This is a genomic window from Embleya australiensis (assembly GCF_051903075.1).
GTDB lineage: Bacteria > Actinomycetota > Actinomycetes > Streptomycetales > Streptomycetaceae > Embleya.
The window spans coordinates 5,466,451-5,489,759 of record NZ_CP182422.1 but is presented as its reverse complement, the minus strand read 5'-3'; the positions used below and the strand labels follow the sequence as shown (position 1 = coordinate 5,489,759).

Genomic DNA, 23,309 nt, shown 5'->3' with positions numbered 1-23,309 from the left:
TTTGCACGACAGCGGATCGCAACACCATCACCACAAAGAGTGACGTTCGTCGAATCGACGACTCCCTTGCTGACAACGACCGAACGGCCGCCCGATCACGGGCGGCGGTCCCTCCGATACTGTCGACCGGCACACACGGGGGGCGCACACGGGAGGTAGGCGCTTGACGCGCGGCGTTCGCACGCTGTTCGTCACGCTGACGGTGGCGGTGTCGCTGCTGGTGACGGGCACCGTCATGGCACTGACACTGGACGGCGTCGGCACCGACGACGGCCACGGCCGGGGACCGGCGGCACTCGCCGATCCGGGCGATCCCGCGCACTGGACCCCGGAGCGGATGAGTCGGGCCAAGCCGCGCGAGCCGCGCGGCAACGAAGAAGGCCCGGCCGTACCCCTGCCCTCGCCCGAACCCGGACGAACCGGGGCACCGGCCGGCCCCGAACCGCTGCCCGACGTGCTCGCCGAGGCCAAACCGCCCCCGGTACAGGCCCGCGCGGTCCCCCGCCCCTACACCGGCGAGGCCGGCACGGTCGCCGTCGGCAAACTGTTCTTCGAGGCCCCCGACGGCCCCTCCGTCTGCTCGGGCACCGTGATCGCCGACCCCAAGCGGCCCGGCCGCAGCAACCTGGTGTGGACCGCCGGCCACTGCGTCCACGCCGGACACGGCGGCACCTGGTTCACCAGCCTGCAATTCGTACCCGCGTTCAACAGCAGCGGCCAGGCCACCCTCGCCAACCTCGCCAACCCCGGCCCGGTCGCCCCCTTCGGCCAGTGGTGGGCGACCTCCGTGGCCACCTCCGACCAGTGGCGCGCCGGCGGCACCAACGCCACCTCCTCCGCCACCTCGTACGACTACGCGGTGGTCGAGGTGAAGAACCCCGACCGCAACGGACCCAGCCTGGAAGAGGTGGTCGGCCGCGCCCTGCCCGTGTGGTTCGACGCCCCGCGCGAGCTGGCCGAGGCCGGCGCCTACGGCTATCCGCAGGACGCCCCCTTCGACGGCCTGACCATGTTCGGCTGCGCCCAGGCCCCGCGCCGGATGACCGTCGACCCGAACACCCCGCCCCTGCTGCGGATCGGCTGCACCATGACCGCCGGCGCCAGCGGCGGCGGCTGGTACGCCACCGCCCCCGACGGCACGCTGTGCCTGATCGGCAACAGCGCGCTCAGCGGCGCCGGCCACACCTGGATCGCCGGCCCCTACCTGGACCAGGACGCCCGCCGCATGCTGGACAACCTCAAGCGCAAGCGCTGACCGGGCCGGACACGACGAAGGCCCGGGTCGCGGACGCGACCCGGGCCCTCACCATCCGACGATCAGCGCGTGACCACCACGAACCGCTCCAGCTCGGCCGCGAGTTGCCGACCCACCCGGGCATGCAGCCAGGTGCCCGACTCGCGGTGCTCGGTGCCGAGCAGTTCGCCGCTCGCGTGCACCTTCGCCACCAGGTCGCCGCGCTCGTACGGCACGACCACCTCGACCTCGACGTCGGGACGCGGCAGTTCCTCGTCGATCAGCGCGAGCAGTTCGTCCATGCCCTGCCCGGTGCGGGCGGACACCACGATCGCGTGCTTCTCCCGACGGAGCAGCCGCGCCAACACCTCCGGATCGGCCGCGTCGGCCTTGTTCACCACCACGATCTCCCGCACCCGGTGTGCGTCGACCTCGGTGAACACCTCGCGCACGGCCGCCAGTTGGGCCTCCGGCGTGGGATCGGAGCCGTCCACCACGTGCAGGATCAGGTCGGCGTCGGCGACCTCCTCCAGGGTGGACCGGAACGCCTCGACCAGCTGGTGCGGCAGGTGCCGCACGAAACCGACCGTGTCCGCCAGCGTGTAGCCGCGTCCGCTGGGCGTCTCCGCCCGGCGCACCGTCGGATCCAGCGTGGCGAACAGCGCGTTCTCCACCAGCACGCCCGCGCCGGTCAACCGGTTCAGGATCGAGGACTTGCCGGCGTTGGTGTAACCCGCGATGGCCACCGAGGGAACCGCGTTGCGGCGGCGCTCCTGGCGCTTGGTGTCGCGGGCCTTCTTCATGTCCGCGATCTCGCGGCGCATCTTGGCCATCTTCTCCCGGATGCGCCGACGATCGGTCTCGATCTTCGTCTCACCGGGACCACGCGTGGCCATGCCGCCACCGCCGCCGCCACCCATCTGGCGCGACAGCGAGGCACCCCAGCCGCGCAGGCGGGGCAACATGTATTGCATCTGTGCCAGCGAGACCTGCGCCTTGCCCTCTCGGGACTTGGCGTGCTGCGCGAAGATGTCCAGGATCAGCGCCGTGCGGTCCACGACCTTGACCTTGACGACGTCTTCCAGCTGGATGAGCTGACCGGGCGTCAGTTCACCGTCGCAGACCACGGTGTCCGCGCCGGTGGCGATCACCACGTCGCGCAGTTCGCGGGCCTTGCCGGAGCCGATGTAGGTCGCCGGGTCTGGCTTGTCGCGGCGCTGGATCAGTCCGTCCAGCACCTCCGAACCCGCGGTCTCCGCGAGCGCGGCGAGTTCCTTGAGCGAGTATTCGGCGTCGGCGGCGGTTCCGTCGGTCCAGACCCCGACGAGGACCACCCGTTCCAGGCGAAGCTGTCGGTATTCGACCTCGGTGACGTCGGTCAGCTCGGTGGAGAGACCGACCACCCGGCGCAGCGCACTGCGCTCGTCACGGTCGAATTGGTCGCCGTCGTAGTCGACCGGACGACCCCCGACGTCATCGCCCGGTCCGAATCCGTCGAAGGCCGCTCCGTCGTCGAAGCCGTCGGCGTCGTCGAAATGGGGAGTCGAGTCCGTGTCGTCGTGTCCGGCGCGGTGTGAGCGAGAAGTCATATCGTCCTGTTCAACGTAGTCGGCGGGCCGCTCCATTCCCCGAAGCGGCCGTCACGATGGTCCCACGAGGGTCCGCACTCGGGCATCCGGGTTTTCGGCCGGTTCGCCCGAGGCGAACCGGGGCGTGGCCCGCCGCGTTCTCACGAGGTCAGCAGTCGGGCCTGCCCGACTTCGGTGCGCACCTTGATCTTGTGCGGCGACTGGTCGTTGCGCGAGACCTTGACGTCGCTGTCGCCGATCGTGGTGGACACATCCGCCGCGTACTGCTGCCCGCCGGGCACCCGCACCGTCGCCCGACCCGCGTCGGTCTTGGCGCTGACGTCGGTGGGCGCCTTGGTGAAGGTCATGTCGATCGAGCCCGCGCTCGTCTGCGCGGTCACCTTCGCCGAGGCGATCCCCTCGCCGTCGATCTTGCCCGCGCTGGTGTGCAGGTTGAGCGTCCCGGTCACATCGCGCAGCGTCACGTTGCCGGCGTCGGTGCGGATGTCGAGCGCGGCGCCGCCGCGCGGGATGGTCACCTCGTACGCCACGAAGCAGGCCTTCTTGCTCGCGCAGTCGTAGTCCAGGACCAACTGGCCGCTGCCGTCCACGTTGTGCGTGGTCGTCGGCGCGGTCTTGTCGTAATGCTGTTTCTCGGTCACCTTGACCACGTTGACGTCGCCCTCGGTCACCTTGACGTTGCCCGCCGCGCTGTCCACCTTGAGCGACTTCACGCTCTGCGTGACGTCGTAGGAAGTGGTCTTCTTCTCCGCGTCGTGGTCGGTGTCCACGTTGAACTCGCACGCGGTCAGCACCAGCGGAAGCGCGACGAGCGGAACGAGCAGGGCCAGACGACGGTTGCGGGCAGCCATAAGGGTCTCCTTGGGTCGGGGCGGGGTACGCCGCCCGAACGCACGACCACTCCCCCGCTGTCCTCTTGCCCTCCAGGCTAGGAAGCACCCCTGTTCCGCGCGTCGGTCCGGCGTCGGGTTGACCGGCTCCTTCCCTGGCAGGAGGCGACCCCGAGGCACTCCACCTCCGGGCAGGGCCCGCCTCGGGGTTCTCCCGGACCCCGGTACCGGTACCGGAGCCGCCGGTCAGTGCGCCAGCCGCGCGCCCAACGCCGGGGCCAGCGCCGCGAATTCGGCCGATTCGGCGTCGTCGAGCACGGCATACGCGGCCGCCACCAGCTCGTCCGTGGTGTCCTCCGCGGCCTGTCGACGTGCCGTCAGCTCGTCGGTGACCTGCGGAAACGGCTTGGTGTGGCCGTAGAACTCGAGGTAGGGGCTCGCCTCGGCCACCTGCGCCTCCACCGCGGTCAGGCGATGCGCGGCCAGGGCCAGGATGTGCAGCCCGCCGCGATGCTCGCGCAGCGTCTGGAGGTTCTGCGCGAGCCGGGCGGGCGCGTCATCCGGAAGAGGTACACCGCGCCAGGCCGAGTACAGCGGGGCCAGCGCGCCCAGGTCGTTCGCCCGCACGATCGTGGTGGTGATCTCCGCCAGCCGGGCCGCCTCCGGCAGGTCGGCGAGGTGCTCGCGCCCCCAGTCGCGGGCACATTGGGCGTACAGCGCGCCGACCCGCTCGGGCGGCGCGACCTTCCTGCCGCCCTGCCACAGCGGAAGCAGCGCGTCGGCGGTGAAGTGATGGAACGCGGCGACCACCGCGGCGTCGTCGACGTCGCCGAGCACGCCGCCGCGGCCGGCCACGTAGAGCGTCACGCCGTCCAGCCCCAGTTCGGCGCCGCGCGCGACGGTGTGCGGCGCGAAGAAGAACGCCCCGGCCGCCTGCACCGTCTTCTTGACCGCGCGGGTGGTCTCGCGGGCGGTGTCCATGCTGCTCATGCTCGTGTCTCCCCGGGGACGACCTTGCTTGACCATGTCAGGCAAGACCTATCACGGCGGATCGAACGAGCACAGGTGTTCGGACACCGGTTCCGCGACGCCCGCACCGGGGTCACAGGCGGGCGAGGTCGACCCGTCCCTCGGCGACGATCACGGCCGGGCCGGTCATCTCGATGTGCCCGTCCACCCGCTCGGTGATCACCAGGCGCCCGCCGGGCACGTCCACCGTGTAGGTGACCGGCTCGCCGGTGACCGAGGGCTCCGCACCGTCGGCGCGCGCCGCGGCGACCATCACCGCACACGCGCCCGTGCCGCAGGACCGGGTCTCCCCCGAGCCGCGCTCGTGCACCCGCATGGCCACGTGACCCGGCGCCCGGCGCACCACGAACTCGACGTTGACCCCGTGCGGATAGGCCCCCGCGGGGGTCACGGTCGGCGCGGTGTACAGGGTGCCCGCCTGGGCGAGGTCCTCGACGAAGACCACCGCATGCGGGTTGCCCATGTCCACGTTGGTGGCCGGTCGCACCCGCCCCTCGACGTCGACCCCGATGCCCTCGGAACCGGGCAGCCGGGCCGGGCCCATGTCCACGGTGACCGGGCCCTCGGCGGACACCGTAACCGCCTTGACCCCACCGCGCGTGGCCACGCGCAACTCGCCCGCCTCGGCCAGGCCCCGCTCGACCAGGAACCGTGCGAACACCCGCACGCCGTTGCCGCACATCTCCGCGATCGAGCCGTCGCCGTTGCGATAGTCCATGAACCACTCGGCCTCGCCCGCCAGGTGCTCGGCGGCCGGATCCTTGGCCGAGCGCACCACCCGGAGCACCCCGTCGCCGCCGATGCCCGCCCGCCGGTCGCACAACGCGGCGACCTGCGCGGCGGACAGGTCCAGTTCGCCGTCGGCGTCCGGCACGATGACGAAGTCGTTCTCGGTGCCGTGCCCCTTGAAGAAGTGCAAAGTGCTCACCCCGCAATCCTAGGACGGGGCGGGACGGAGCACGCGCGAGCGGCCTCGGCGGAACTCCGCCGAGGCCGCTCGCGCGGTTCATTGGCCCGTTATCGGTCCGGGTGCACCACGCCGGCCGCGCCGCCGCCCCGGCGGGTGGGTTCGGCCACCGCCTGGACGCGCCCGCCGGGCAGGAATTCCAGCGCCGCCGCGGCGCCGATCTCCGGGTTGGCCTTGAGCACGTGCCCGCGCTGTTCCAGCCCCGTGCGCAACCACGCCGGCACCCCCGGTTCGACCTCGGTGGCCGCGCCGTTGCGCTGCGACAGTCGCGGCGCCGCGACCGCCTGCGGCAGCGAGAGGCCGCGATCGAGCCGCTCGGTCAGCACCTGGAGCACCGTGGTGATGATGGTCGCGCCACCGGGCGAGCCCACCGCGATGAACGGCCGGCCGTCGCGCAGCACGATCGTCGGCGACATGCTGCTGCGCGGCCGTTTGCCCGGCGCGGGCAGGTTGGGGTCGAACACGCCCGGGGTCAGCGGAGCGAAGTTGAAGTCGGTCAATTCGTTGTTGAGCAGGAACCCGCGTCCGGGCACGGTGATCGCACTGCCGCCGGTCTGCTCGATGGTCAGCGTGTAGGAGACCACGTTGCCCCAGCGGTCGGCGGTGACCAGGTGCGTCGTGGACAACCCCTCGATCGGCTCGGTCGCCTCCGGCGTGCCGCTCGCCCGGCACTGCCGGTCGTACGGCGGCTTCGGGTCACCCGGCGGCACCGGGCTCACGGCGGCGTGGTCCGGGTCGATCAGGCACGCGCGTTCCCTGGCGAAACCGTCGGCGAGCAGGCCCTTGAGCGGCACGTCCACGAACGCGGGGTCGCCCACGTAGCGGTTGCGGTCCGCGAAGGCCAGGCGCGACGCCTCCAGGTAGTGGTGCGTCGCGGCGACCTCGTCCTGCGCGCGCGGGTCGGTGGTCTCCAGGATGTTCAGCGCCTCGCCCACGGTGGAGCCGCCCGACGAGGACGGGGCCATGCCGTAGACGTCCAGGCCCCGGTAGTCGAGGTGGGTCGGCCGCTGCTCCCGGATCCGGTAGTTCGCCAGGTCGCCGTTCTCGATCAGTCCGGGCCGGAAGACCCGGTCGGCTCCCGGTGCCACCGGCGGTTGTTGCGCGGTGCGCACCACCTCGCGGCCGAGGCCGCCGCGATAGAACCAGTCGACGCCGTTGCGACCGAGTTGCTCGTACGTGCGGGCCAGGTCCGGATTGCGGAACACGCTGCCCACCACCGGTGGTTGCCCGTTCGGCAGGAACAGCTGCGCGGTCGGCGTGATGTCGTCGAACCGGGACGCGTTCGCCGCGGTCTGGTCGTGGAACGTCTGGTCCACCACGAACCCGCGCTCGGCCAGCTGCCGAGCCGGTTCGAGGGCGGAGCGCAGACTGGTCGTACCCCACGTGCGCAGCGCGGTGTTCCACGTCTGCGGCGTGCCGGGAACCCCCACCGAAAGTCCGGAGTTGACCCCCTGGTCGAACGGGATGGGCAACCCGGTGGCGGGGTCGAGGAACGCGTCCTTCTGCATCTTGGCGGGCGCCGTCTCCCGCCCGTCCAGGGTGCGCACGCTGCGACTGCGCGCGTCGTAGTAGACGAAGTAGCCGCCACCGCCGATCCCCGACGAGTACGGCTCGGTCACGCCCAGCGCGGCGGCCGTGGCCACCGCGGCGTCCACCGCGTTGCCTCCCCGGCGCAGCACGTCCAGGCCGATCCGGGTGGCGTCGGGATCGACGCTGGACACCGCGCCGCCCCATCCGGTGGCCACGGGTTGTTTGGCCGGCGCCTCCGCCGGCCCGCCGGGTGACGCGGACGCCACTCCCGGGATGGTCATAGCGAGCCCCAGCGCCGCGACCGACGCCATGGCGCGACGAACCGAGCGAATCACGACCAGCCTCCCCCGAACAGGTTCCGGTGTGTCACGAACCCCCACCGTGCCACGCCGGCCCCACCCGCAACACCCCCAAGTCCCCACCCGGGACCAGGTTCACCCGGTCGCGCGCACCCGGCCCGGAGCGGACGCGCATCAAGTCGCCCGGCGTCCGCGCTACCGAGCGCCTACCCTTTCCAGGGCCGCTTCGAGCAGGTCGGCGCGGGTGTGGTCCAGCCATTCGATTCTCGGGTCGCGGCGGAACCAGGTGTCCTGGCGGCGGGCGAACCGGCGCGTGGTGCGGACCGTGTCCTCGCGGGCCTCCTCGTCGCCGCACTCGCCTGCGAGCATGCGCAGCACCTGGGCGTAGCCCAGCGCGCGGGAGGCGGTGCGGCCCTCGCGCAGCCCGACCCGCTCCAGCTCGCGCACCTCCTCGACCAGGCCCGCCGCCCACATGCGGTCCACCCGTGTGGTGATCCGCTCGTCCAGCACCGGCCGGGGGACGTCCACCCCGATCTGCACGCTGTCGTAGAGCGAGCGGTGGGTGGGCAGGGTCGCGGTGAACGGCCGCCCGGTCAGCTCGATGACCTCCAGGGCGCGCACGATCCGCCGGGCGTTGCTCGGCAGGATCACCGCGGCGGCGGGCGGATCGGCGACCGCCAGGCGCGCGTGCAGCGGCCCGGGGCCCACCCGCTCGGCCTCCGCCTCCAGGCGGGCCCGGATCTCCGGGTCGGTGCCGGGAAACTCCAGGTCGTCGAGGACGGCGCGGACGTACAGCCCCGAACCGCCGACCAGGATCGGGGTCCGCCCGCGTGCGAGCAGGTCGTCGACCACGGCCCGCGCGTCGCGTTGGTATTCGGCCACGCTGGCGGAGCTGGTCACCTCCCACACGTCGAGCAGGTGGTGCGGGACGCCGCCGCGCTCGGCGACGGTCAGCTTGGCGGTACCGATGTCCATGCCCCGGTAGAGCTGCATGGAGTCGGTATTGATCACCTCCCCGTCCAGCGCACGGGCCAAGGCGACCCCCAGATCGGACTTTCCGGCCGCAGTGGGACCGACGACGGCAATGACACGGGGACTCACCCCCCAAGTCTGCCGGATCGCCGACGGGTCGCCGCGCACGGCGGTGAGCGACGGCGCCCGTCCCGGCACGCGCCGGCGTGCGCGCGCCGTCGCTCGTTGCGGTACGGCCGCGCGCGAGGTCGTGACCGGCCACGTTCGCTCTCGTTGAGTTCGGACACAGACATACGGCCAAGGAGCAAATGTGAGTGTTTTCGACTGGTTCAAGCGGCGCCCCGACACGACGGAGACGGGCGGTTCGTGCTGCTCGGGCAACACGGCGGGCACGGATACCGCCACGCTGGTCGAGGACCGGCCCGGGACGCCGGCCGAGGGGCACGCGGCGACCGAGACCGGCGAACCGGTCGCCGCCCCGGCGCCCCGGACCGCCGGGGACGAGGCCGTCGCGGCGGAGGCGGCAAAGACCCCGGAGGAGCCGGACACGGGTGCCGCCCACGACGCCGATGCCGAGGACGCGCCGGCCGAGAGCGGCGACGGCACACCCGAGGTGGCCGGCAAGCAGCCCGCGGCGGCATCGGGCGCGTGAGTCGGACATCGGGCGGCGGTCACCGGATCCGGTGACCGCCGCCCGTCGCGTTCCCGGGGGCACGCGCACCGGGGCACGGCGGAGGCGCCGCCGGCCCGGCCGGCGGCCGGGCCGCGCCCTCCCGCCCGTCAGGCGTCAGGCGTCAGGCGTCAGGCGTCAGGACCACAGCGCCACGAAATAGCCCACGCCATAAGGCGCTTCGTCATACAGCAGCCGCCCGCTCCGGCCCGGGCCCGCCGCCCCGGCCAACACCTGCAGCGCCGGTCGGCCCCCCACCCACAGCTCCTCCGCGAGCGCCGGGTCGAGCGCCGCCAGCGCCGCCGGGTCGGCCGTGTCCAGTGCCGCGGCGAGCGCGACGTCGTACGGCTCGGCGCGCGCGTCGAGGTAGCCGGGGGCCTTCTCGGTCCGGCACGCGGACCCGTCGCCCACCACCAGGAGCGCCACCCGATCCGCTCCCGCGACCAGCTCCGCACCCCACGTCGCACAGCGCGCCGGATCGGCGTCGGCGGCGATCACCGCGCCGGACACCGGGCTCGGCGCGGTGCCCGCGGCGACCCGGTCGGCGGCCCACGGGGAACGGCCGAGCAGCCACGCGCCGACGGCCAGCGCGGGCGGCAGTTCGTGGTCCGCACCGCCGCCGAGGGTGACCTCCAGGTCGACCCCGTACCGCGCGAAGGAGCCGACCCCGCCGTCGCCGAGGGTCGCCTCGACGGGGCCCGCCCCCACCACCACCAACCGGTCCGGCGCGCTCGCGGCCAGTGCGGCCAGCGCCTGATCGCACGCCGCGCGCAGCGCGTCCAACTCCGCTACGGCCCCGCGGGCCAGCTCGGGCACGATCATCGGGGGGCACGGGACTACCGCGGCGGCTACGAGCATTCAGGGAGAGTACTAAGCGGCCGCCGCGACGCCTCCCGGGTCGCATGATGGGATGGATCACATGCGTGAACTGATGCTGGTGCGACACGGTGAGACCGAGTGGAGCAGGTCCGGGCGGCACACGGGGCTGACCGACATCCCGCTCACCCCCGAGGGCGAGACGCAGGCGAAGGCGGTGGCCGACCTGCTCGCCGGGCGCGAGTTCGGGTTGACCCTGGTGAGCCCGCTGGGCCGGGCCCGGCAGACCGCCGAACTGGCCGGGATCACCGGCGGGACCCCGGAACCCGACCTGGTCGAGTGGGACTACGGCGGCTACGAGGGCATCACCACGGATCAGATCCGCGAGCGGGTGCCCGGCTGGGTGTTGTGGCGCGACGGGGTGATCCCCGGCGACGCGGCACACCCCGGCGAGTCGATCGCCGACGTGGGCCGGCGGGTGGACCGGGTGCTGGAGAAGGTGCGCCCGGTGCTGGCGCGCGGCGAGGACGCGGTGCTGGTCGCGCACGGCCACCTGCTCCGGGTGCTCACCGCCCGCTGGCTGGGTCTGCCGCCCGAGGACGGCCGGCTGTTCCGCCTGGAGACCGCCCGGCTGTCCACCCTCGGCTACGAGCGCGAACAGCCGGCGATGCTCGGCTGGAACGTGTCCTGACGAAGCGGCGCGAACACGGCCCGACCGGTCAGTCGCAACAACCCGCCGTCGCCGTCGGCGCCCCCACCGTGACCGGGGCGCCGATGCTCGGCATCCCGAGCAGTACGCCCGGGCTCGGCGCGGGGGTCGCGGTGCGGCGCTCCCACGCGTCGCCCGCGCGGGTGCGCCGGATGGCGAGCGGGGGGCGCTCGGCCAGCAGGTGGTGCGGCGCGGCGTAGGTGATCTCGACCGAGACCATGTCGCCGGGCCGCACACCGTCGGCGGGGCGCTCGAAGTGCACGAGCCGGTTGTCCGGGGCGCGCCCGGACAGCCGCGCGGTGTCGTGGTCCTTGCGGCCCTCGCCCTCGGCGACCAGCACCTCCAGGGTGCGACCGACCTGGGTGCGGTTCTCCGCCCAGGAGATCTCCTCCTGGAGCGCGAGCAGCCGCTGGTAGCGCTCGGTGACCACTTCCTTGGGCACCTGGCCGTCCATCGTGGCGGCGGGGGTGCCGGGGCGCTTGGAGTACTGGAAGGTGAACGCGGCGGCGAAGCGGGCCTCGCGCACCGTGTGCAGGGTCTGCTCGAAGTCCTCGTCGGTCTCGCCGGGGAAGCCCACGATGATGTCGGTGGAGATGGCCGCGTCGGGCATCGCCGCGCGCACCCGCTCGATGATCCCCAGGTAGCGGTCCTGGCGGTAGGAGCGGCGCATCGCCCGCAACATCGTGTCGGACCCGGACTGCAGCGGCATGTGCAGCTGGTGCATGACGTTCGGCGTCTCGGCCATCGCGGCGATCACGTCGTCGGTGAAGTCGCGCGGGTGCGGCGAGGTGAAGCGCACCCGCTCCAGACCGTCGATCCGCCCGCACGAGCGGAGCAGCTTGGAGAACGCCTCGCGGTCGCCCATGTCGGAGCCGTACGCGTTGACGTTCTGGCCGAGCAGGGTGACTTCGATCACGCCCTCGCCGACCAGCGTCTCGATCTCGGCGAGCACGTCGCCGGGGCGGCGGTCCTTCTCCTTGCCGCGCAGCGCGGGCACGATGCAGAACGTGCAGGTGTTGTTGCAGCCCACCGAGATCGCCACCCAGGCCGCGTAGGCCGACTCGCGGCGGGTGGGCAGCGTGGAGGGGAACACGTCGAGCGATTCCAGGATCTCGACCTGGGCCTCCTGCTCGACCCGGGCCCGCTCCAGGAGCACCGGCAGCGAACCCACGTTGTGCGTGCCGAAGACCACGTCGACCCACGGCGCCTTGCGCACGATGGTGTCCCGGTCCTTCTGCGCGAGGCAGCCGCCGACCGCGATCTGCATGCCGGGGCGTTCGGCCTTCGCGGGCGCGAGATGGCCCAGATTCCCGTACAGCTTGTTGTCCGCGTTCTCCCGGACGGCGCACGTGTTGAAGACGACCACGTCGGCCGGCTCCCCCTTGGGCGCGCGGACGTAGCCCGCCTCCTCGAGGAGGCCGGACAGCCGCTCGGAGTCGTGGACGTTCATCTGGCACCCGTAGGTGCGGACCTCATAGCTTCGCGCAGTCATAACACCCGACAGGGTACGGGGTTTGCTTCCTGGCGTGTGTGGCCGACCTCCATGGCAATATCGCCGCCGTGCCCTCCTTGTCGTTCCTCCCCGTTTCCCTGCGCGACGCCTACGCGCGACGCCCCCGCCTGGTGCAGGCCGGGGTGGCGACGCTGCTGCTGTTCTGCCTGGTCGGGGGCTACCTGGTGCTCGGCAAGGACGACCGCCCGGCGCCGAGCGGGCCGGTCTCGCTGGCCACCGGGGTGCCGATGGGGGTGTACCACCGCTACGGCGAACTGCTGCGGCCCCGGCTGTCCGCGGACCTGGGCGTGCGGGTGAGCGTGGATGCCAGCGGGGGGTCGGTGGAGAACCTGCGTCGGGTGGTCGCGGGCGTGAACACCTTCGGCATCTCCACCGCCGACGCGGTGGCCGATCTGGGGCCGGGCGACCGGGACCAGTTGCGCGCGGTGGCGCGGCTGTACGACGACTACGTGCAACTCGTGGTGCCGGTCGGCTCGCCGGTGCAGAAGATCACCGACCTGCGCGGGCGTCGGGTGGTGGTCGGGCTGCCCGGCTCGGGGGTGGAGCTGATCACCCGCCGGCTGCTGAGCGAGGTGGGCATGAGCGACATGGAGCAGGCCATCACCCCGGTGCGGGTCGGCATCGGCGAGGCCACCGAGCGGCTCAGGGACGGCACCGTCGACGCGTTCTTCTGGTCCGGCGGGCTGCCCACCGGAGCGGTCTCCGATCTGGCCGAGCGCTGGCAGGTGCGGCTGGTGCAACTCGGCGACCTCGCGGGCAAGCTGCGCGATCGTTACGGGCCGGTGTACCGCGAGGCGGTGGTGCCGGCCGACGCCTATCCCGGCGGGACCGAGACGCCGACCATCGCGGTGCCGAATCTGCTGGTCACCCGGGCGTCGCAGGATCCGGAGCTGATCAGGCGAGTGACCGAGACGGTGATGGAGAACCGCGAGGTGATCGGACGCGAGGTGCACGCCGCCCAGTTGGTCGACCCGAGGACGGCGATCTTCACCGATCCGCTGCCGCTGCACACGGGCGCGCTGCGGTGGTACCGATCGGTGAAACCCTGATGGGACAGATCGTGATGCCCAGGGCGTCGCGCGAACGGCTTCGATGGCACATGCTGGGTCGTGTCATCGTGTTCGGGACCGACATCTACGCTCTGAGCCTGTGGGCCAGACCGTGCGCGGTCCCCGAACCGACGCCGTGAGCCGACCGGGGGGAAGGCTGCACAGCATGTTCAGGGAGGCCCGCTTGCTCGGGAGGAGGGTGCGACCGCGGTGTCCGAGGGGGAGATCGGCCGAATACTGAACAATCGTTACCGGCTGAGCCGCAGTCTCGGCCGAGGCGGTATGGGCGAGGTCTGGCTGGCCGTCGACACCGCCCTCGGTCGCGAGGTCGCGGTCAAGGAACTGCTGCTGCCCAAGTCGCTGGACGCGGGATCCCAGCGTTCGTGGCTGGAGCGCAGCAAGCGCGAGGCGATCGCGGCGGCCCGTATTCGCCACGAGAACGTGGTGACGGTGCACGACGTCTTCGAGGAAGACGGTTTGCCGTGGATCGTCATGGAATTGGTGATTTCGCGGTCGTTGGCCGACGTGATCCGCGCGGAGGGTCGACTCGACCACGCCGAGGCGGCGCGGATCGGCCTGGACGTACTGCGGGCGTTGCGCGCCGCGCACGCCAAGGGTGTGCTGCACCGTGACGTGAAGCCGGCCAACGTACTGCTGGGCATGGACGGCCGGGTGGTGCTCACCGACTTCGGCATCGCCACCTTCGTCGACGCGCCGCAGGTGACCCAGTTCGGCGAACTGCTCGGCACGCCGGGCTATCTGGCGCCCGAGCGCGCGGAACAGTTCGCCCGGTCCCGCCCGAGCGTGCTCACCGACGACGCGAACGGGGACCACACGCTCGCCGACCGGCCGGACGTGCTCGATCCCGCCTCCGACCTGTGGTCGTTGGGCGCGACGCTGTACGAAATGGTCGAGGGCATGGCCCCGTTCAGCCGGGCCTCGCCGGTGGAGGTGGTGGACGCGGTGGTCAACGCGCCGCCCGCGCCGCCCCGGCACGCCGGTCCGCTGGAGTCGGTGATCATGGGCCTGTTGCGCAAGGACCCGACCCGGCGCCTGGACGCCAAGGAGACCGACGCGCTGCTGACCCGGGTGGTGCAGGACTCGGTACCGGTGACGTGGGGCGGTGATCCGCTGCCCCGCCGCGACGAGCGCGCCGCCGAGCGGGACGAGGACGTCGACGCGACGTTCGCGGGCGAGCCGCTGGCCGACGAGCCGTCCGCGCGCCCGGCGCGCCGGTCCCGCTGGTGGCGGCGCACCCGGGTCGCGCTACCCGCCGCGCTGGCCTTCCTGCTGGTCGCAGTCGGGGTGTCGTGGCTGGCGGTGGAGAACAACCGGGCCGAGGGCGGCACGCACGAGGCCGACCCGCTCGCGAACCTGCGCAAGAACTCGCCGACCTACCGGGAGATGGTGGCCCGGGGCCGGGTGATCATCGGGGTCAAGCCGGACCAGCCGGGGTGGAGCGTGCGCACCGGCGATCAGGCGTATCAGGGCTTCGACGACGACGTGGCCCTGATGATCGCCGAGGACCTGGGGTTCAAGGACCGCGTCACGTTCATGGACGTGGAGACGCAGAACCGCGAGTACCGGATCACCAGCGGCCAGGTCGACCTGGTCGTGGCGAGCTACACGATCAACGCGGTCCGCGCGCAGAAGGTCTCCTTCGCCGGGCCGTACTACATCGCCGGGCAGGACTTCCTGGTCCGCACCGACGATCCCGGGGTCAAGGGCCCCGAGGACCTCGCGCACAGCTCCGTGTGCGTGGTGCGCGAGTCGACCTCGGCACTGCGCATCCGTGGCGACTTCCCGACCATGCGGGTCGAGGAGCGCGGCAAGTACTCGGAGTGTGTGGACGAGTTGCTGGCCGGCAGGGTGCGCGGGGTGAGCACCGACGACGCGATCCTGTCCGGCTTCGTCGTGCAACACCCGGGGGCACTGCGGATCCTGGGCCGGCCGTTCTCCGACGAGCCGTACGGAGTGGGCCTGAGCAAGGGCGACATCGCGCTCGCCGAAGCCGTGTGCGGCGCGCTGAACCGGCACATCGCCAACGGCGACTGGCAGCGCGCCTACGACGCGCGGTTGCGCCCGCTGGGCCTGCCCCAGCCGCGCGCGCCGCAGTGCCGGGTGAACGAGTAGGCCGCCGACGGGGACGGGCCCGCGTCCGCCTTCCCTGCGGCCGGGCCCGCGCGGGTGGACCCGGCGCGCGGTGAATCGGACCCGGCTTCGGCGCCGGGTGGATCCCCTCTGGCGCGGCGCCGGTTCAGTCGGCCCTGGGCACCGTCAGCGTGACGGTGAGGCCCCCGCCCTCGCGCGCGGCGAAGTCGATCGTGCCACCGCTCGCGGCGAGCAGCGTGCGGGCGATGGACAGGCCCAGACCGGAGCCGTCGACGTTCTGGTGCCGGGGGCTGCGCCAGAAGCGGTCGCCCACCCGGCGCATCTCCTCGAAGGTGAGCCCGGGGCCGCGGTCGCTGACCCGGATCTCCACCTCGCCGCCCACCGCCGCGCACGCGACGGTGATCGTGCTGTCCTCCGGGGCGAACTTGAGCGCGTTGTCCAGGATCGCGTCCAGCGCGCTGCCGAGCGTGACCGGGTCCACGTTGCCCGTGAGCGCGAGCGGGCCCTCCTGTTCGAACCGCCGGGCGCGCGAGCGGGCCAGGGTCTGCCACGCGTCCACGCGCTCGTGCACCAGCGCCGCCACGTCGACGGCCCGCGCGGACGGGCGGGCGTTCTCGGCCAGTGCCAGTTCGAGGAGTTCGTCCAACACGCGGGTGAGCCGACGGCCCTCGTCCCGCACCCCCTCCAGGGTCTCGCCGTGTCCCGGCGGCAACGACAGGCCCAGTTCCTCGATCCGCAGGAGCAGCGCCGACAGCGGATTGCGCAACTGGTGCGAGGCGTCGGCGGCGAACGCCCGCTGCTGGTCCACCACGGTCTCCACGTGGTCCGCCATCTCGTTGAACGAGCGTGCCAGGCGCCGCAGTTCCGGCGGCCCCTGGGCGCCTGCCACGCGCGCCCCGAGCCGGCCGGTGGCGATCTCGTGGGTCACCGAGTCGAGCACCCGCACCGGGCGCAGCACCCAGCCGGTCAGCCGGGTCGCGAGCAGCAACGCGGCCAGTACCGCGACCACTTCGCCGGCGAACAGAATCAGCCACACCTGCTGGATCTTCGAACGCATCCGACCGGTCGGCGAGTCGGTGAGCACCACCGCGACCACGTCGCCCCGGTGGATCACCGGCACCGCCACCACGATGCGATCGCGCTGCCAGGGCCACACCTGTCCGGGGTCGTCGCTGCGCCGTCCGGCCAGCGCCTCGGTGAACGCTGGCGAACGCGGATCGACCCGAAATCCCTGATGGGACACGGCGATCGGCTGACCGCGCCGGTCGAAGGCGCCGACCCGAATGCCGTAGACGGCCTCGTAGCGCTCCAGCTCGGAGCGGAGCATGTCGAGGTCGACGGCGTCCGGTCCGGGCGGCACGCCGCCGTCGGTCTGCGCGCGCAGCGTGTCCGAGACCACGGTCAGCTGGGTGTCCGAAACGAACCGGGTGAGGTCGTCCACGCGATCGCGGATCAGCTCCTGCTGATGCGCGGCGGCACGGGAGATGGCCAACGGGATGCCGAGGGCGATCAGCACCGCGGTCATCAGGGCGAGGAGCAATGCGAGCAGGCGGGTGCGCACGGGAACCGGTGACGATCCTTCGGGAAGCCGGTGGGATCAGGCCTCGGGGACGACACGGTAGCCCACGCCGCGCACCGTCTCGACGATCGCCGGGTTCCCGAGCTTGGAGCGCAGCGACGCGACGTGCACCTCCAGGGTGCGATTGTTGCCCGCCCAGCTGGTGTGCCAGACCTCGCTGATGATCTGTTCGCGGCGAAAGACCACACCCGGGCGCTGGGCGAGGAGGGCGAGCAGGTCGAACTCCTTGCGGGTGAGCACCACGTCGACGCCGCCGACGGCGACCCTCCGGGTGGCCGGGTCCAGCTCGATGCCGCCGGGCCCCTTGGCGGACGGCGGGCTCTCCGCGGCGGGCGCGTCGCTGCGCGTACGCCTGCTCACCGCGTGTATTCGGGCCAGCAGTTCGCCGATGTCGTAGGGCTTGGTGACGTAGTCGTCGGCGCCCAGGTTCAGCCCGTGTATTCGGGATCGGATGTCCGCCCGCGCGGTCACCATGATCACCGGGACGTCGCACAGCCTGCGGATCCGGCTGCACACCTCGAAACCGTCGTGGTCGGGCAGCGACAGGTCCAGGAGCACCACGTCGGGCACGTCGTCGAGCGCGGCGAGGGCCTCCTCGCCGGTGGTCGCGTGCCGCACGGTGAATCCGTGTCGGCCCAGCACCGCGCGTAGCGGCGCGGCGACACGCAGGTCGTCCTCAACGAGCAGGAGGCGCACGTGGTTCCTCACATCTGACGGTCCGTTACCGACTCTTGACCTCAAGACAAGCTCAAGTGCACTGACTGGAGGGGTGCTGCCTGCCTTAGTGTCACGCACCACCCGGCCTCGCCGGGAGCCCTCGAACCCACCTGCCACCCGGTCGCGCAAAAAGATACGGGACGACTCTGGACGGAGCCCGCCATCGTGACGACGGATGCCTCTGACACCACACCGAAGCCGCCGGTGCTCACCAAGAGCGAAGTCGGCAAGGACGCCGTCCACCCCGGCGCACCCCTTGTCGTCTTGGAGAACGTCAACAAGCACTTCGGCGCCCTGCACGTGCTGCAGGACATCGACCTGACCATCCACAAGGGCGAGGTCGTCGTCGTCATCGGTCCGTCGGGATCGGGCAAGTCGACCCTGTGCCGCACGATCAACCGCCTCGAGGCGATCGACGGCGGCCGGATCACCATCGACGGCGCCCTGCTGCCGCAGGAGGGCCGCGAGCTGGCCCGGCTGCGCTCCGACGTGGGCATGGTGTTCCAGTCGTTCAATCTGTTCGCGCACAAGACCGTGCTGCAGAACGTCACGCTGGGCCCGCTCAAGGTCCGCCGCGAGAAGGCCGATGTGGTCACCCGCCGCGCGCACGAGCTGCTCGACCGGGTCGGTGTGGGCAGCCAGGCGGACAAGTACCCCGCCCAGCTCTCCGGCGGTCAGCAGCAGCGCGTCGCGATCGCCCGCGCGCTGGCCATGGAGCCCAAGGTGATGCTCTTCGACGAGCCCACCTCGGCGCTCGACCCGGAGATGATCAACGAGGTCCTCGAGGTCATGCGCGACTTGGCCCGCGAGGGCATGACGATGGTCGTGGTGACCCACGAGATGGGCTTCGCGCGCTCCGCCGCGAACCGAGTGATCTTCATGGCCGACGGCCGCATCGTCGAGGAGAACACGCCCGAGGAGTTCTTCAGCAACCCGCGCAGCGACCGGGCCCGGGACTTCCTCTCCAAGATCCTGCACCACTGAGCGCCGTCGGGCGCCCCCAGCCCGCCCGACGCCGCCGCGACTCCCGCTCCGCAGCCCGTGGTTCGGCCACCGCCAGGCCTGTTCCCCTTTTCCGAAGGACGTTGATCATGAAGATGCGCTCATCCGTGGCCGTCGCCGGCATCGCCGTGCTCGCCCTGTTCGGCACCGCGTGTGGCAAGGACGGTTCGCCCGAGGCCAAGACCCCGGCCGGTTCGACCGGCGGTTCGCAAGGTGCCCCCGGCGCGCCCGGCGGCGCCGCGCCCGAGCTGCCCACCTACACGCCCAAGACGGGTGTGGCGCTCACCGGCTCCAAGACGTTCGACGCGGCCAAGTCGCGCGGCAAGCTGGTCGTCGGCGCCAAGGAGGACCAGCCCTTCCTCGGCTCCAAGGACCCGGCCACCGGCAAGGTCTCCGGTTTCGACATCGAGATCGCCAAGATGATCGCGGCCGACCTCGGCTTCGGCCCGGACAAGATCGAGTTCAAGGCGATCGCCTCGACCAACCGCGAGAACGCCCTGGTCAACGGCGACATCGACTACTACGTCGGCACCTACAGCATCACCGACAAGCGTAAGCAGCAGGTGTCCTTCGCGGGTCCGTACTACATCGCCGGCCAGTCCCTCCTGGTCCGCAAGAACGAGACCGCGATCACCGGCAAGGACACCATCAAGGGCAAGACGGTCTGCTCGGCGAAGGGCTCGACCCCGCTGCAGAACCTCCAGAGCAACTTCCCCGACACCACCACCCGTGTCTTCGACACCTACTCGCTGTGTGTCGAGAGCCTGCTCTCCAACCAGGTCGACGCGGTCTCCACCGACGACGCGATCCTCAAGGGCTACGCGGCCAAGGACCCGAAGGCGCTCAAGGTGGTCGGCGAGCCGTTCACCGCCGAGAACTACGGCGTCGGCCTGAACAAGGACGACTCGGTCTTCCGCAACGCGGTCAGCGACGCCATCGAGGCGCACGAGAAGAACGGCGACTGGAAGAAGGCGTACGACGCCACCCTGGGCCTGTCCGGCTCGGCGGCCCCGGCCATCCCGGCGCTCGTCCGTTACTGATCGTCCGCACTCACGCGCGCCGGCCGGTCCCGGCTCCCCCTCGACCGGCCGGCGCGTGCCCCCTCCCGTCCCCGCCGCACCGGATCGTGGGCACGGGCCGTCACGCCAACCCCTGAACCCACGATCTCGGAGAGGAGGGCTCGATCACGATGCTCGAAGTGATCCAGGACAACTGGGACCTCTTGCGGCACGGCTTCGTCGGGACGCTCAAGCTGACCGTCGTCTGTGGGATCGTGTCGCTTCTGCTCGGCACGCTGATAGCCGCGTGTCGGGTCTCGCCGGTGCCGCCGCTGCGCTGGTTCGGCGCCACCTACGTCAACCTTTTCCGCAACACCCCCCTGACGCTGATCTTCTTCGCCGTCGCGCTCGGTTTCCCGAAGCTGCGCTTCAACTTCTCCTACTTCGAGTTCGCGGTCATCGCGCTGAGCACCTACACCGCCGCGTTCATCTGCGAGGCGATCCGCTCGGGCATCAACACCGTGCCGATCGGTCAGGCCGAGGCGGCCCGCAGCCTCGGGATGTCCTTCACCCAGACGCTGAGCCAGATCGTGCTGCCGCAGGCCGGTCGGGCGGCGGTCCCGCCGATCGGCAGCCTGCTGATCGCGATGGTCCGCAACTCGGCCATCGCCAGCGCCTTCAACGTCACCGAACTCATGGGCACCAGCGCGCAGATGGTCGAGAACGGCTACAAGTCGCTGTGGGTCCTGCTGTGGATCGCGGTCGGCTACCTGATCATCACCCTGTCCATGAGCGCCGCGCTGGCCGCGCTCGAAAAGAAGCTGGCGGTGGCCCGATGAGCCGCGAAGCGAGCGTCCTGTTCGACGTCCCCGGTCCCAGGGCGCGTCGGCGCAACCTGATCATCGGCGTCGTCGGCAGTCTGGGTCTGGCCGCGTTCCTGGTCTTCGTGATCGTGCGGTTCAACGACACCGGCCAGTTCGAGTCGGCGAAGTGGGACCCGTTCCAGTACAACGGTGTCCAGCAGTTCATCTTCGACGGCCTCAAGGCCACGCTGAAGGCGTTCGCGCTGGCCGCGGTGTTCTCCATCGTGCTCGGCGCCTTCCTGGCCGCCGGCCGGCTCTCCGATCACAAGATCGTGCGCTGGGCCTCGACCACGTTCGTGACCTTCTTCCGCGCCATGCCGCTGCTGGTGCTGATCTTCATGCTCTACCTCGTCCCGGGCAGCCAGGGCTGGTGGAAGTGGGATCCGATGTGGCCGCTGGTGGTCGGTCTGACCATCTACAACGGCACCGTGCAGGCGGAGAACATCCGCGCCGGCATCCTGGCCGTGCCCAAGGGGCAGAGCGAGGCGGCCTACGCGCTGGGCATGCGCAAGACCCAGGTGATGACGATGATCCTGGTCCCCCAGGGCATCCGCACCATGCTTCCGACGATCATCAGCCAGATCGTGGTGACCCTCAAGGACACCTCGCTCGGCTTCCTGATCACCTACCCGGAACTGCTCGCGGCGGCCAAGCTGATCGGCGGCTACCAGGACTACAACATGCCGTTCATCCCGGTCACCATCATCGTCGGCACCATCTACGTGGCGATGTGCATGATCCTGTCGGCGTTCGCGACCTGGCTGGAGCGCAGGCTGCGCACCTCCCGCAAGGGCAAGCCGCCGGCCGTCGTCCCGCCGACGCAGGCCGAGTCGTCCCTCGACAAGATGGCCGTCGTCTGACCCCGTCAAACGCCCGGTCCCGCCCCCGCACCACCGACCGACGCCCCGCGGTGAACGCCACCCGCGGGGCGTCGCTTTGTCGTCGTAGGGCCCCGGTGCCGGATGATGGGCGACGAGTACGACACGTCTTGCAACACTTGGGGGGCCACGATGGCGGGCAACGCTCCGCGCGCGGACTCGGTGATCATCGCGGGCGCCGGGCCCGCCGGTTTGGCCGCCGCATTGGCGCTGGCCGGGCGCGGGGTGCGCTCGGTGGTGCTCGACATGGGCAACGGCACGCCGCGCGCGGGTTCGCGGGCCTGCGGTCTGGAGGCCTCGACGCTGGCCTTCGTCTACGACCTGACCGGCACCCGGCTGGACGGCGCCGCCGAACCGTGGGGGGTCCAGCGCATCCGCCGTCGCGGTCGCGACGTACCGCAGCCGGTGGCCGAGCCCGAGGCCCCCGTGCGCTACGGGCTGTCCCAACAGCGCCTGGAGCGCGCCCTGTTGGACGCCGCGCACGCCAGTCCCCTGGTGACCACCGCGTGGCGCCACCGGATCGAGGGCGTCGAGCAGGACGAGACCTCGGTCACCGTGCTCGCCCGGGGCCCGGGCGGGCCGGTCAGGTTTCGGGCCCAGTGGCTGGTCGGCTGCGACGGGGCCCGCTCGGTGGTGCGCCGCGCGGTCGACGTGCGCTTTCCGGGTCGGCCGCGGGTGGACCGGCTGTTGTGCGCCGACGTGAAGGTACGGCTGCCGCGCCGGATCACCGCGACGGCGCTGGTGCCGCCGGACCCCTCGCTCGCCGACGAGCCCGCGAGCCCGGACCTCGGCGGGCCGGCCACGCCGTGGTTGTTCGTCGACCCGCCGTTCCACCGCGGCGGCACCGTCCTGGCCCAGCCGCTGCCGGACGACGTGTGGCGGCTGACCTGGCAGTTGCCGATGGCGCACGGGGTGGCGAAGGCCGCCGAGGAGACCCGGGTGATCCCGGTGACGGGTGATCCGGCCGACCCCAAGCGCATCGCCGCGCGGGTGCGCTCGGTGCTGCGCACCCTCGACGCGCTCTCGCCCGAGCCCGACGCGTCCGAGGATCCCGCGCACGACCTGCTGTGGAGCGGCGAGTACGAGGTGCATCAGCGGCTCGCCCGACGATTTCGGGTCGGCCGGGTGCTGCTCGCGGGCGACGCCGCGCACCTGGTCCACCCGTCCGCCGCCGACGCGGTCGAACTCGGCCTACAGGACGTGCGCAACCTGGCCTGGAAGCTGGCCTTCACGCTGCGAGGCTACGCGCCCATCCGGCTCCTGGAGACGTACCACGGCGAACGCCGGGGCGCCGCCCGCCGTCGGCTCGCGCTCGGCGAGGACGCGCTGCACTTCCTCGCGCCCGCGAGCCCGGCGCAGAAGGTCGGCCGCCGGCTGACCCTGATGGGCGCGCGCGGCAAGGGCACCACGCTGCGCCGACTCGACCCGCGCGGGCCGGCGGCGAGCACGTCCGGCCCGGACTACACCGGCTCGCCGCTGCTCACCCCCGGGCCGGGTGTGGGCGAGTGGATCCGCGACGTCGAGGTGTTTCGCGCGGACGGCGCCGAGGGGTGGCTGAGCGAGTGCCTGGACCGCGGCCTGGTCGTGCTGCTGATCGCCCCCGGCATAGAGGTGTGGCACGGCGACGGCTGGCGCGAGGCGGGCCTGATGCCGAGGCTGCGCGGACGGCTGGACAAACTCGCCGCGCCCGCCGAGCTGGTGGTCACCCCGGACTATCCGGGCGCCACCGCCCACACGATCCTGCTCATCCGCCCCGACGGCTACGTAGCCGCCCACCTGCCCCCCGAGAACCTGGACATCCTCGAGGAATCCATAGACCGAGCCCGCGGGGCCGGCCGCTGAAGCCACCCCGAACCGGCCCGCATGATCAGACCGGGAGCCCCGACTCTGCGAGGTGGCGTCAAAAAGGCCCCATGGCCTGCATGTTCGCAGGTCAGGGGGCCCTTGTTCGGG

The 23,309-nt window shown here is 71.9% G+C and carries 20 protein-coding genes; 10 read left to right on the top strand and 10 right to left on the bottom strand.

Annotated features, from left to right (window positions below; translation table 11 throughout):
• Positions 1-163 precede the first annotated feature (163 nt).
• Entirely contained in the window at positions 164-1,255 is a 1,092-nt protein-coding gene (locus ACMXN5_RS23860; RefSeq protein WP_439676908.1) for a trypsin-like serine peptidase, read from the top strand.
• 62 nt (positions 1,256-1,317) lie between these two features.
• Here the strand turns inward: ACMXN5_RS23860 and hflX are convergent, their stop codons facing one another.
• The 6 genes from hflX to miaA all read right to left on the bottom strand — a co-directional run bounded on the left by hflX (position 1,318) and on the right by miaA (position 8,579).
• A complete protein-coding gene (gene hflX / locus ACMXN5_RS23855) occupies positions 1,318-2,823 on the bottom strand; it encodes a GTPase HflX (protein WP_439676907.1) in 1,506 nt (501 codons plus the stop codon).
• A 140-nt stretch (positions 2,824-2,963) separates the two neighbouring features.
• Complete coding sequence (locus ACMXN5_RS23850) at positions 2,964-3,674, bottom strand: DUF4097 family beta strand repeat-containing protein (RefSeq protein WP_439676906.1); 711 nt, start codon at positions 3,672-3,674, stop codon at positions 2,964-2,966.
• Positions 3,675-3,899: 225 nt separating this feature from the next.
• Positions 3,900-4,643 carry an SCO6745 family protein gene (locus ACMXN5_RS23845; RefSeq protein ID WP_439676905.1) on the bottom strand — a complete coding sequence of 248 codons (744 nt, stop codon included), beginning with the start codon at positions 4,641-4,643 and terminating at the stop codon, positions 3,900-3,902.
• Between the two features lie 112 nt (positions 4,644-4,755).
• On the bottom strand, positions 4,756-5,610 hold the full coding sequence (gene dapF, locus ACMXN5_RS23840) for a diaminopimelate epimerase (protein ID WP_439676904.1): 855 nt from the start codon (positions 5,608-5,610) through the stop codon (positions 4,756-4,758).
• Positions 5,611-5,699: 89 nt separating this feature from the next.
• Entirely contained in the window at positions 5,700-7,490 is a 1,791-nt protein-coding gene (gene ggt, locus ACMXN5_RS23835; protein WP_439678062.1) for a gamma-glutamyltransferase, read from the bottom strand.
• A gap of 183 nt (positions 7,491-7,673) precedes the next feature.
• On the bottom strand, positions 7,674-8,579 hold the full coding sequence (miaA, locus tag ACMXN5_RS23830) for a tRNA (adenosine(37)-N6)-dimethylallyltransferase MiaA (RefSeq protein ID WP_439676903.1): 906 nt from the start codon (positions 8,577-8,579) through the stop codon (positions 7,674-7,676).
• Positions 8,580-8,760: 181 nt separating this feature from the next.
• On the opposite strand from miaA, the gene ACMXN5_RS23825 reads away from it, so the two are divergent.
• A complete protein-coding gene (locus ACMXN5_RS23825; protein WP_439676902.1) occupies positions 8,761-9,102 on the top strand; it encodes a hypothetical protein in 342 nt (113 codons plus the stop codon).
• A 156-nt stretch (positions 9,103-9,258) separates the two neighbouring features.
• Here ACMXN5_RS23825 and ACMXN5_RS23820 read toward each other — a convergent pair whose 3' ends face one another.
• Positions 9,259-9,978 carry a hypothetical protein gene (locus ACMXN5_RS23820; RefSeq protein ID WP_439676901.1) on the bottom strand — a complete coding sequence of 240 codons (720 nt, stop codon included), beginning with the start codon at positions 9,976-9,978 and terminating at the stop codon, positions 9,259-9,261.
• A 61-nt stretch (positions 9,979-10,039) separates the two neighbouring features.
• Between ACMXN5_RS23820 and ACMXN5_RS23815 the strand changes: the two genes are divergently transcribed.
• A complete protein-coding gene (locus ACMXN5_RS23815; RefSeq protein WP_395788405.1) occupies positions 10,040-10,627 on the top strand; it encodes a histidine phosphatase family protein in 588 nt (195 codons plus the stop codon).
• Positions 10,628-10,655: 28 nt separating this feature from the next.
• Here the strand turns inward: ACMXN5_RS23815 and miaB are convergent, their stop codons facing one another.
• A complete protein-coding gene (gene miaB / locus ACMXN5_RS23810) occupies positions 10,656-12,137 on the bottom strand; it encodes a tRNA (N6-isopentenyl adenosine(37)-C2)-methylthiotransferase MiaB (protein WP_439676900.1) in 1,482 nt (493 codons plus the stop codon).
• 68 nt (positions 12,138-12,205) lie between these two features.
• Between miaB and ACMXN5_RS23805 the strand changes: the two genes are divergently transcribed.
• Together ACMXN5_RS23805 and ACMXN5_RS23800 are read left to right on the top strand one after the other, a co-directional pair.
• Positions 12,206-13,207: a TAXI family TRAP transporter solute-binding subunit gene (locus tag ACMXN5_RS23805; protein WP_439676899.1), complete on the top strand. Its 1,002-nt coding sequence runs from the start codon at positions 12,206-12,208 to the stop codon at positions 13,205-13,207.
• Positions 13,208-13,417: 210 nt separating this feature from the next.
• A complete protein-coding gene (locus ACMXN5_RS23800; protein WP_439676898.1) occupies positions 13,418-15,340 on the top strand; it encodes a bifunctional serine/threonine-protein kinase/glutamate ABC transporter substrate-binding protein in 1,923 nt (640 codons plus the stop codon).
• A 124-nt stretch (positions 15,341-15,464) separates the two neighbouring features.
• Here the strand turns inward: ACMXN5_RS23800 and ACMXN5_RS23795 are convergent, their stop codons facing one another.
• Both ACMXN5_RS23795 and ACMXN5_RS23790 read right to left on the bottom strand, forming a co-directional pair.
• The gene (locus ACMXN5_RS23795; RefSeq protein ID WP_439676897.1) at positions 15,465-16,880 is read right to left on the bottom strand and encodes an ATP-binding protein; all 1,416 of its coding nucleotides are present in this window, start codon (positions 16,878-16,880) and stop codon (positions 15,465-15,467) included.
• Positions 16,881-16,916: 36 nt separating this feature from the next.
• Complete coding sequence (locus ACMXN5_RS23790) at positions 16,917-17,594, bottom strand: response regulator transcription factor (protein ID WP_439676896.1); 678 nt, start codon at positions 17,592-17,594, stop codon at positions 16,917-16,919.
• A 225-nt stretch (positions 17,595-17,819) separates the two neighbouring features.
• Between ACMXN5_RS23790 and ACMXN5_RS23785 the strand changes: the two genes are divergently transcribed.
• From ACMXN5_RS23785 to ACMXN5_RS23765, 5 genes are all read left to right on the top strand, one after another.
• The gene (locus ACMXN5_RS23785) at positions 17,820-18,599 is read left to right on the top strand and encodes an amino acid ABC transporter ATP-binding protein (protein ID WP_126641699.1); all 780 of its coding nucleotides are present in this window, start codon (positions 17,820-17,822) and stop codon (positions 18,597-18,599) included.
• Between the two features lie 107 nt (positions 18,600-18,706).
• Positions 18,707-19,657 (top strand): glutamate ABC transporter substrate-binding protein, encoded by a 951-nt coding sequence (locus ACMXN5_RS23780; protein ID WP_439676895.1) that lies wholly within the window; start codon positions 18,707-18,709, stop codon positions 19,655-19,657.
• Positions 19,658-19,806: 149 nt separating this feature from the next.
• Complete coding sequence (locus ACMXN5_RS23775; RefSeq protein ID WP_439676894.1) at positions 19,807-20,454, top strand: amino acid ABC transporter permease; 648 nt, start codon at positions 19,807-19,809, stop codon at positions 20,452-20,454.
• The gene (locus tag ACMXN5_RS23770) at positions 20,451-21,338 is read left to right on the top strand and encodes an amino acid ABC transporter permease (RefSeq protein ID WP_439676893.1); all 888 of its coding nucleotides are present in this window, start codon (positions 20,451-20,453) and stop codon (positions 21,336-21,338) included. The genes ACMXN5_RS23775 and ACMXN5_RS23770 overlap by 4 nt, the downstream gene beginning before the upstream one ends.
• A gap of 150 nt (positions 21,339-21,488) precedes the next feature.
• The gene (locus ACMXN5_RS23765; RefSeq protein WP_439676892.1) at positions 21,489-23,198 is read left to right on the top strand and encodes an FAD-dependent monooxygenase; all 1,710 of its coding nucleotides are present in this window, start codon (positions 21,489-21,491) and stop codon (positions 23,196-23,198) included.
• Positions 23,199-23,309 lie beyond the last annotated feature (111 nt).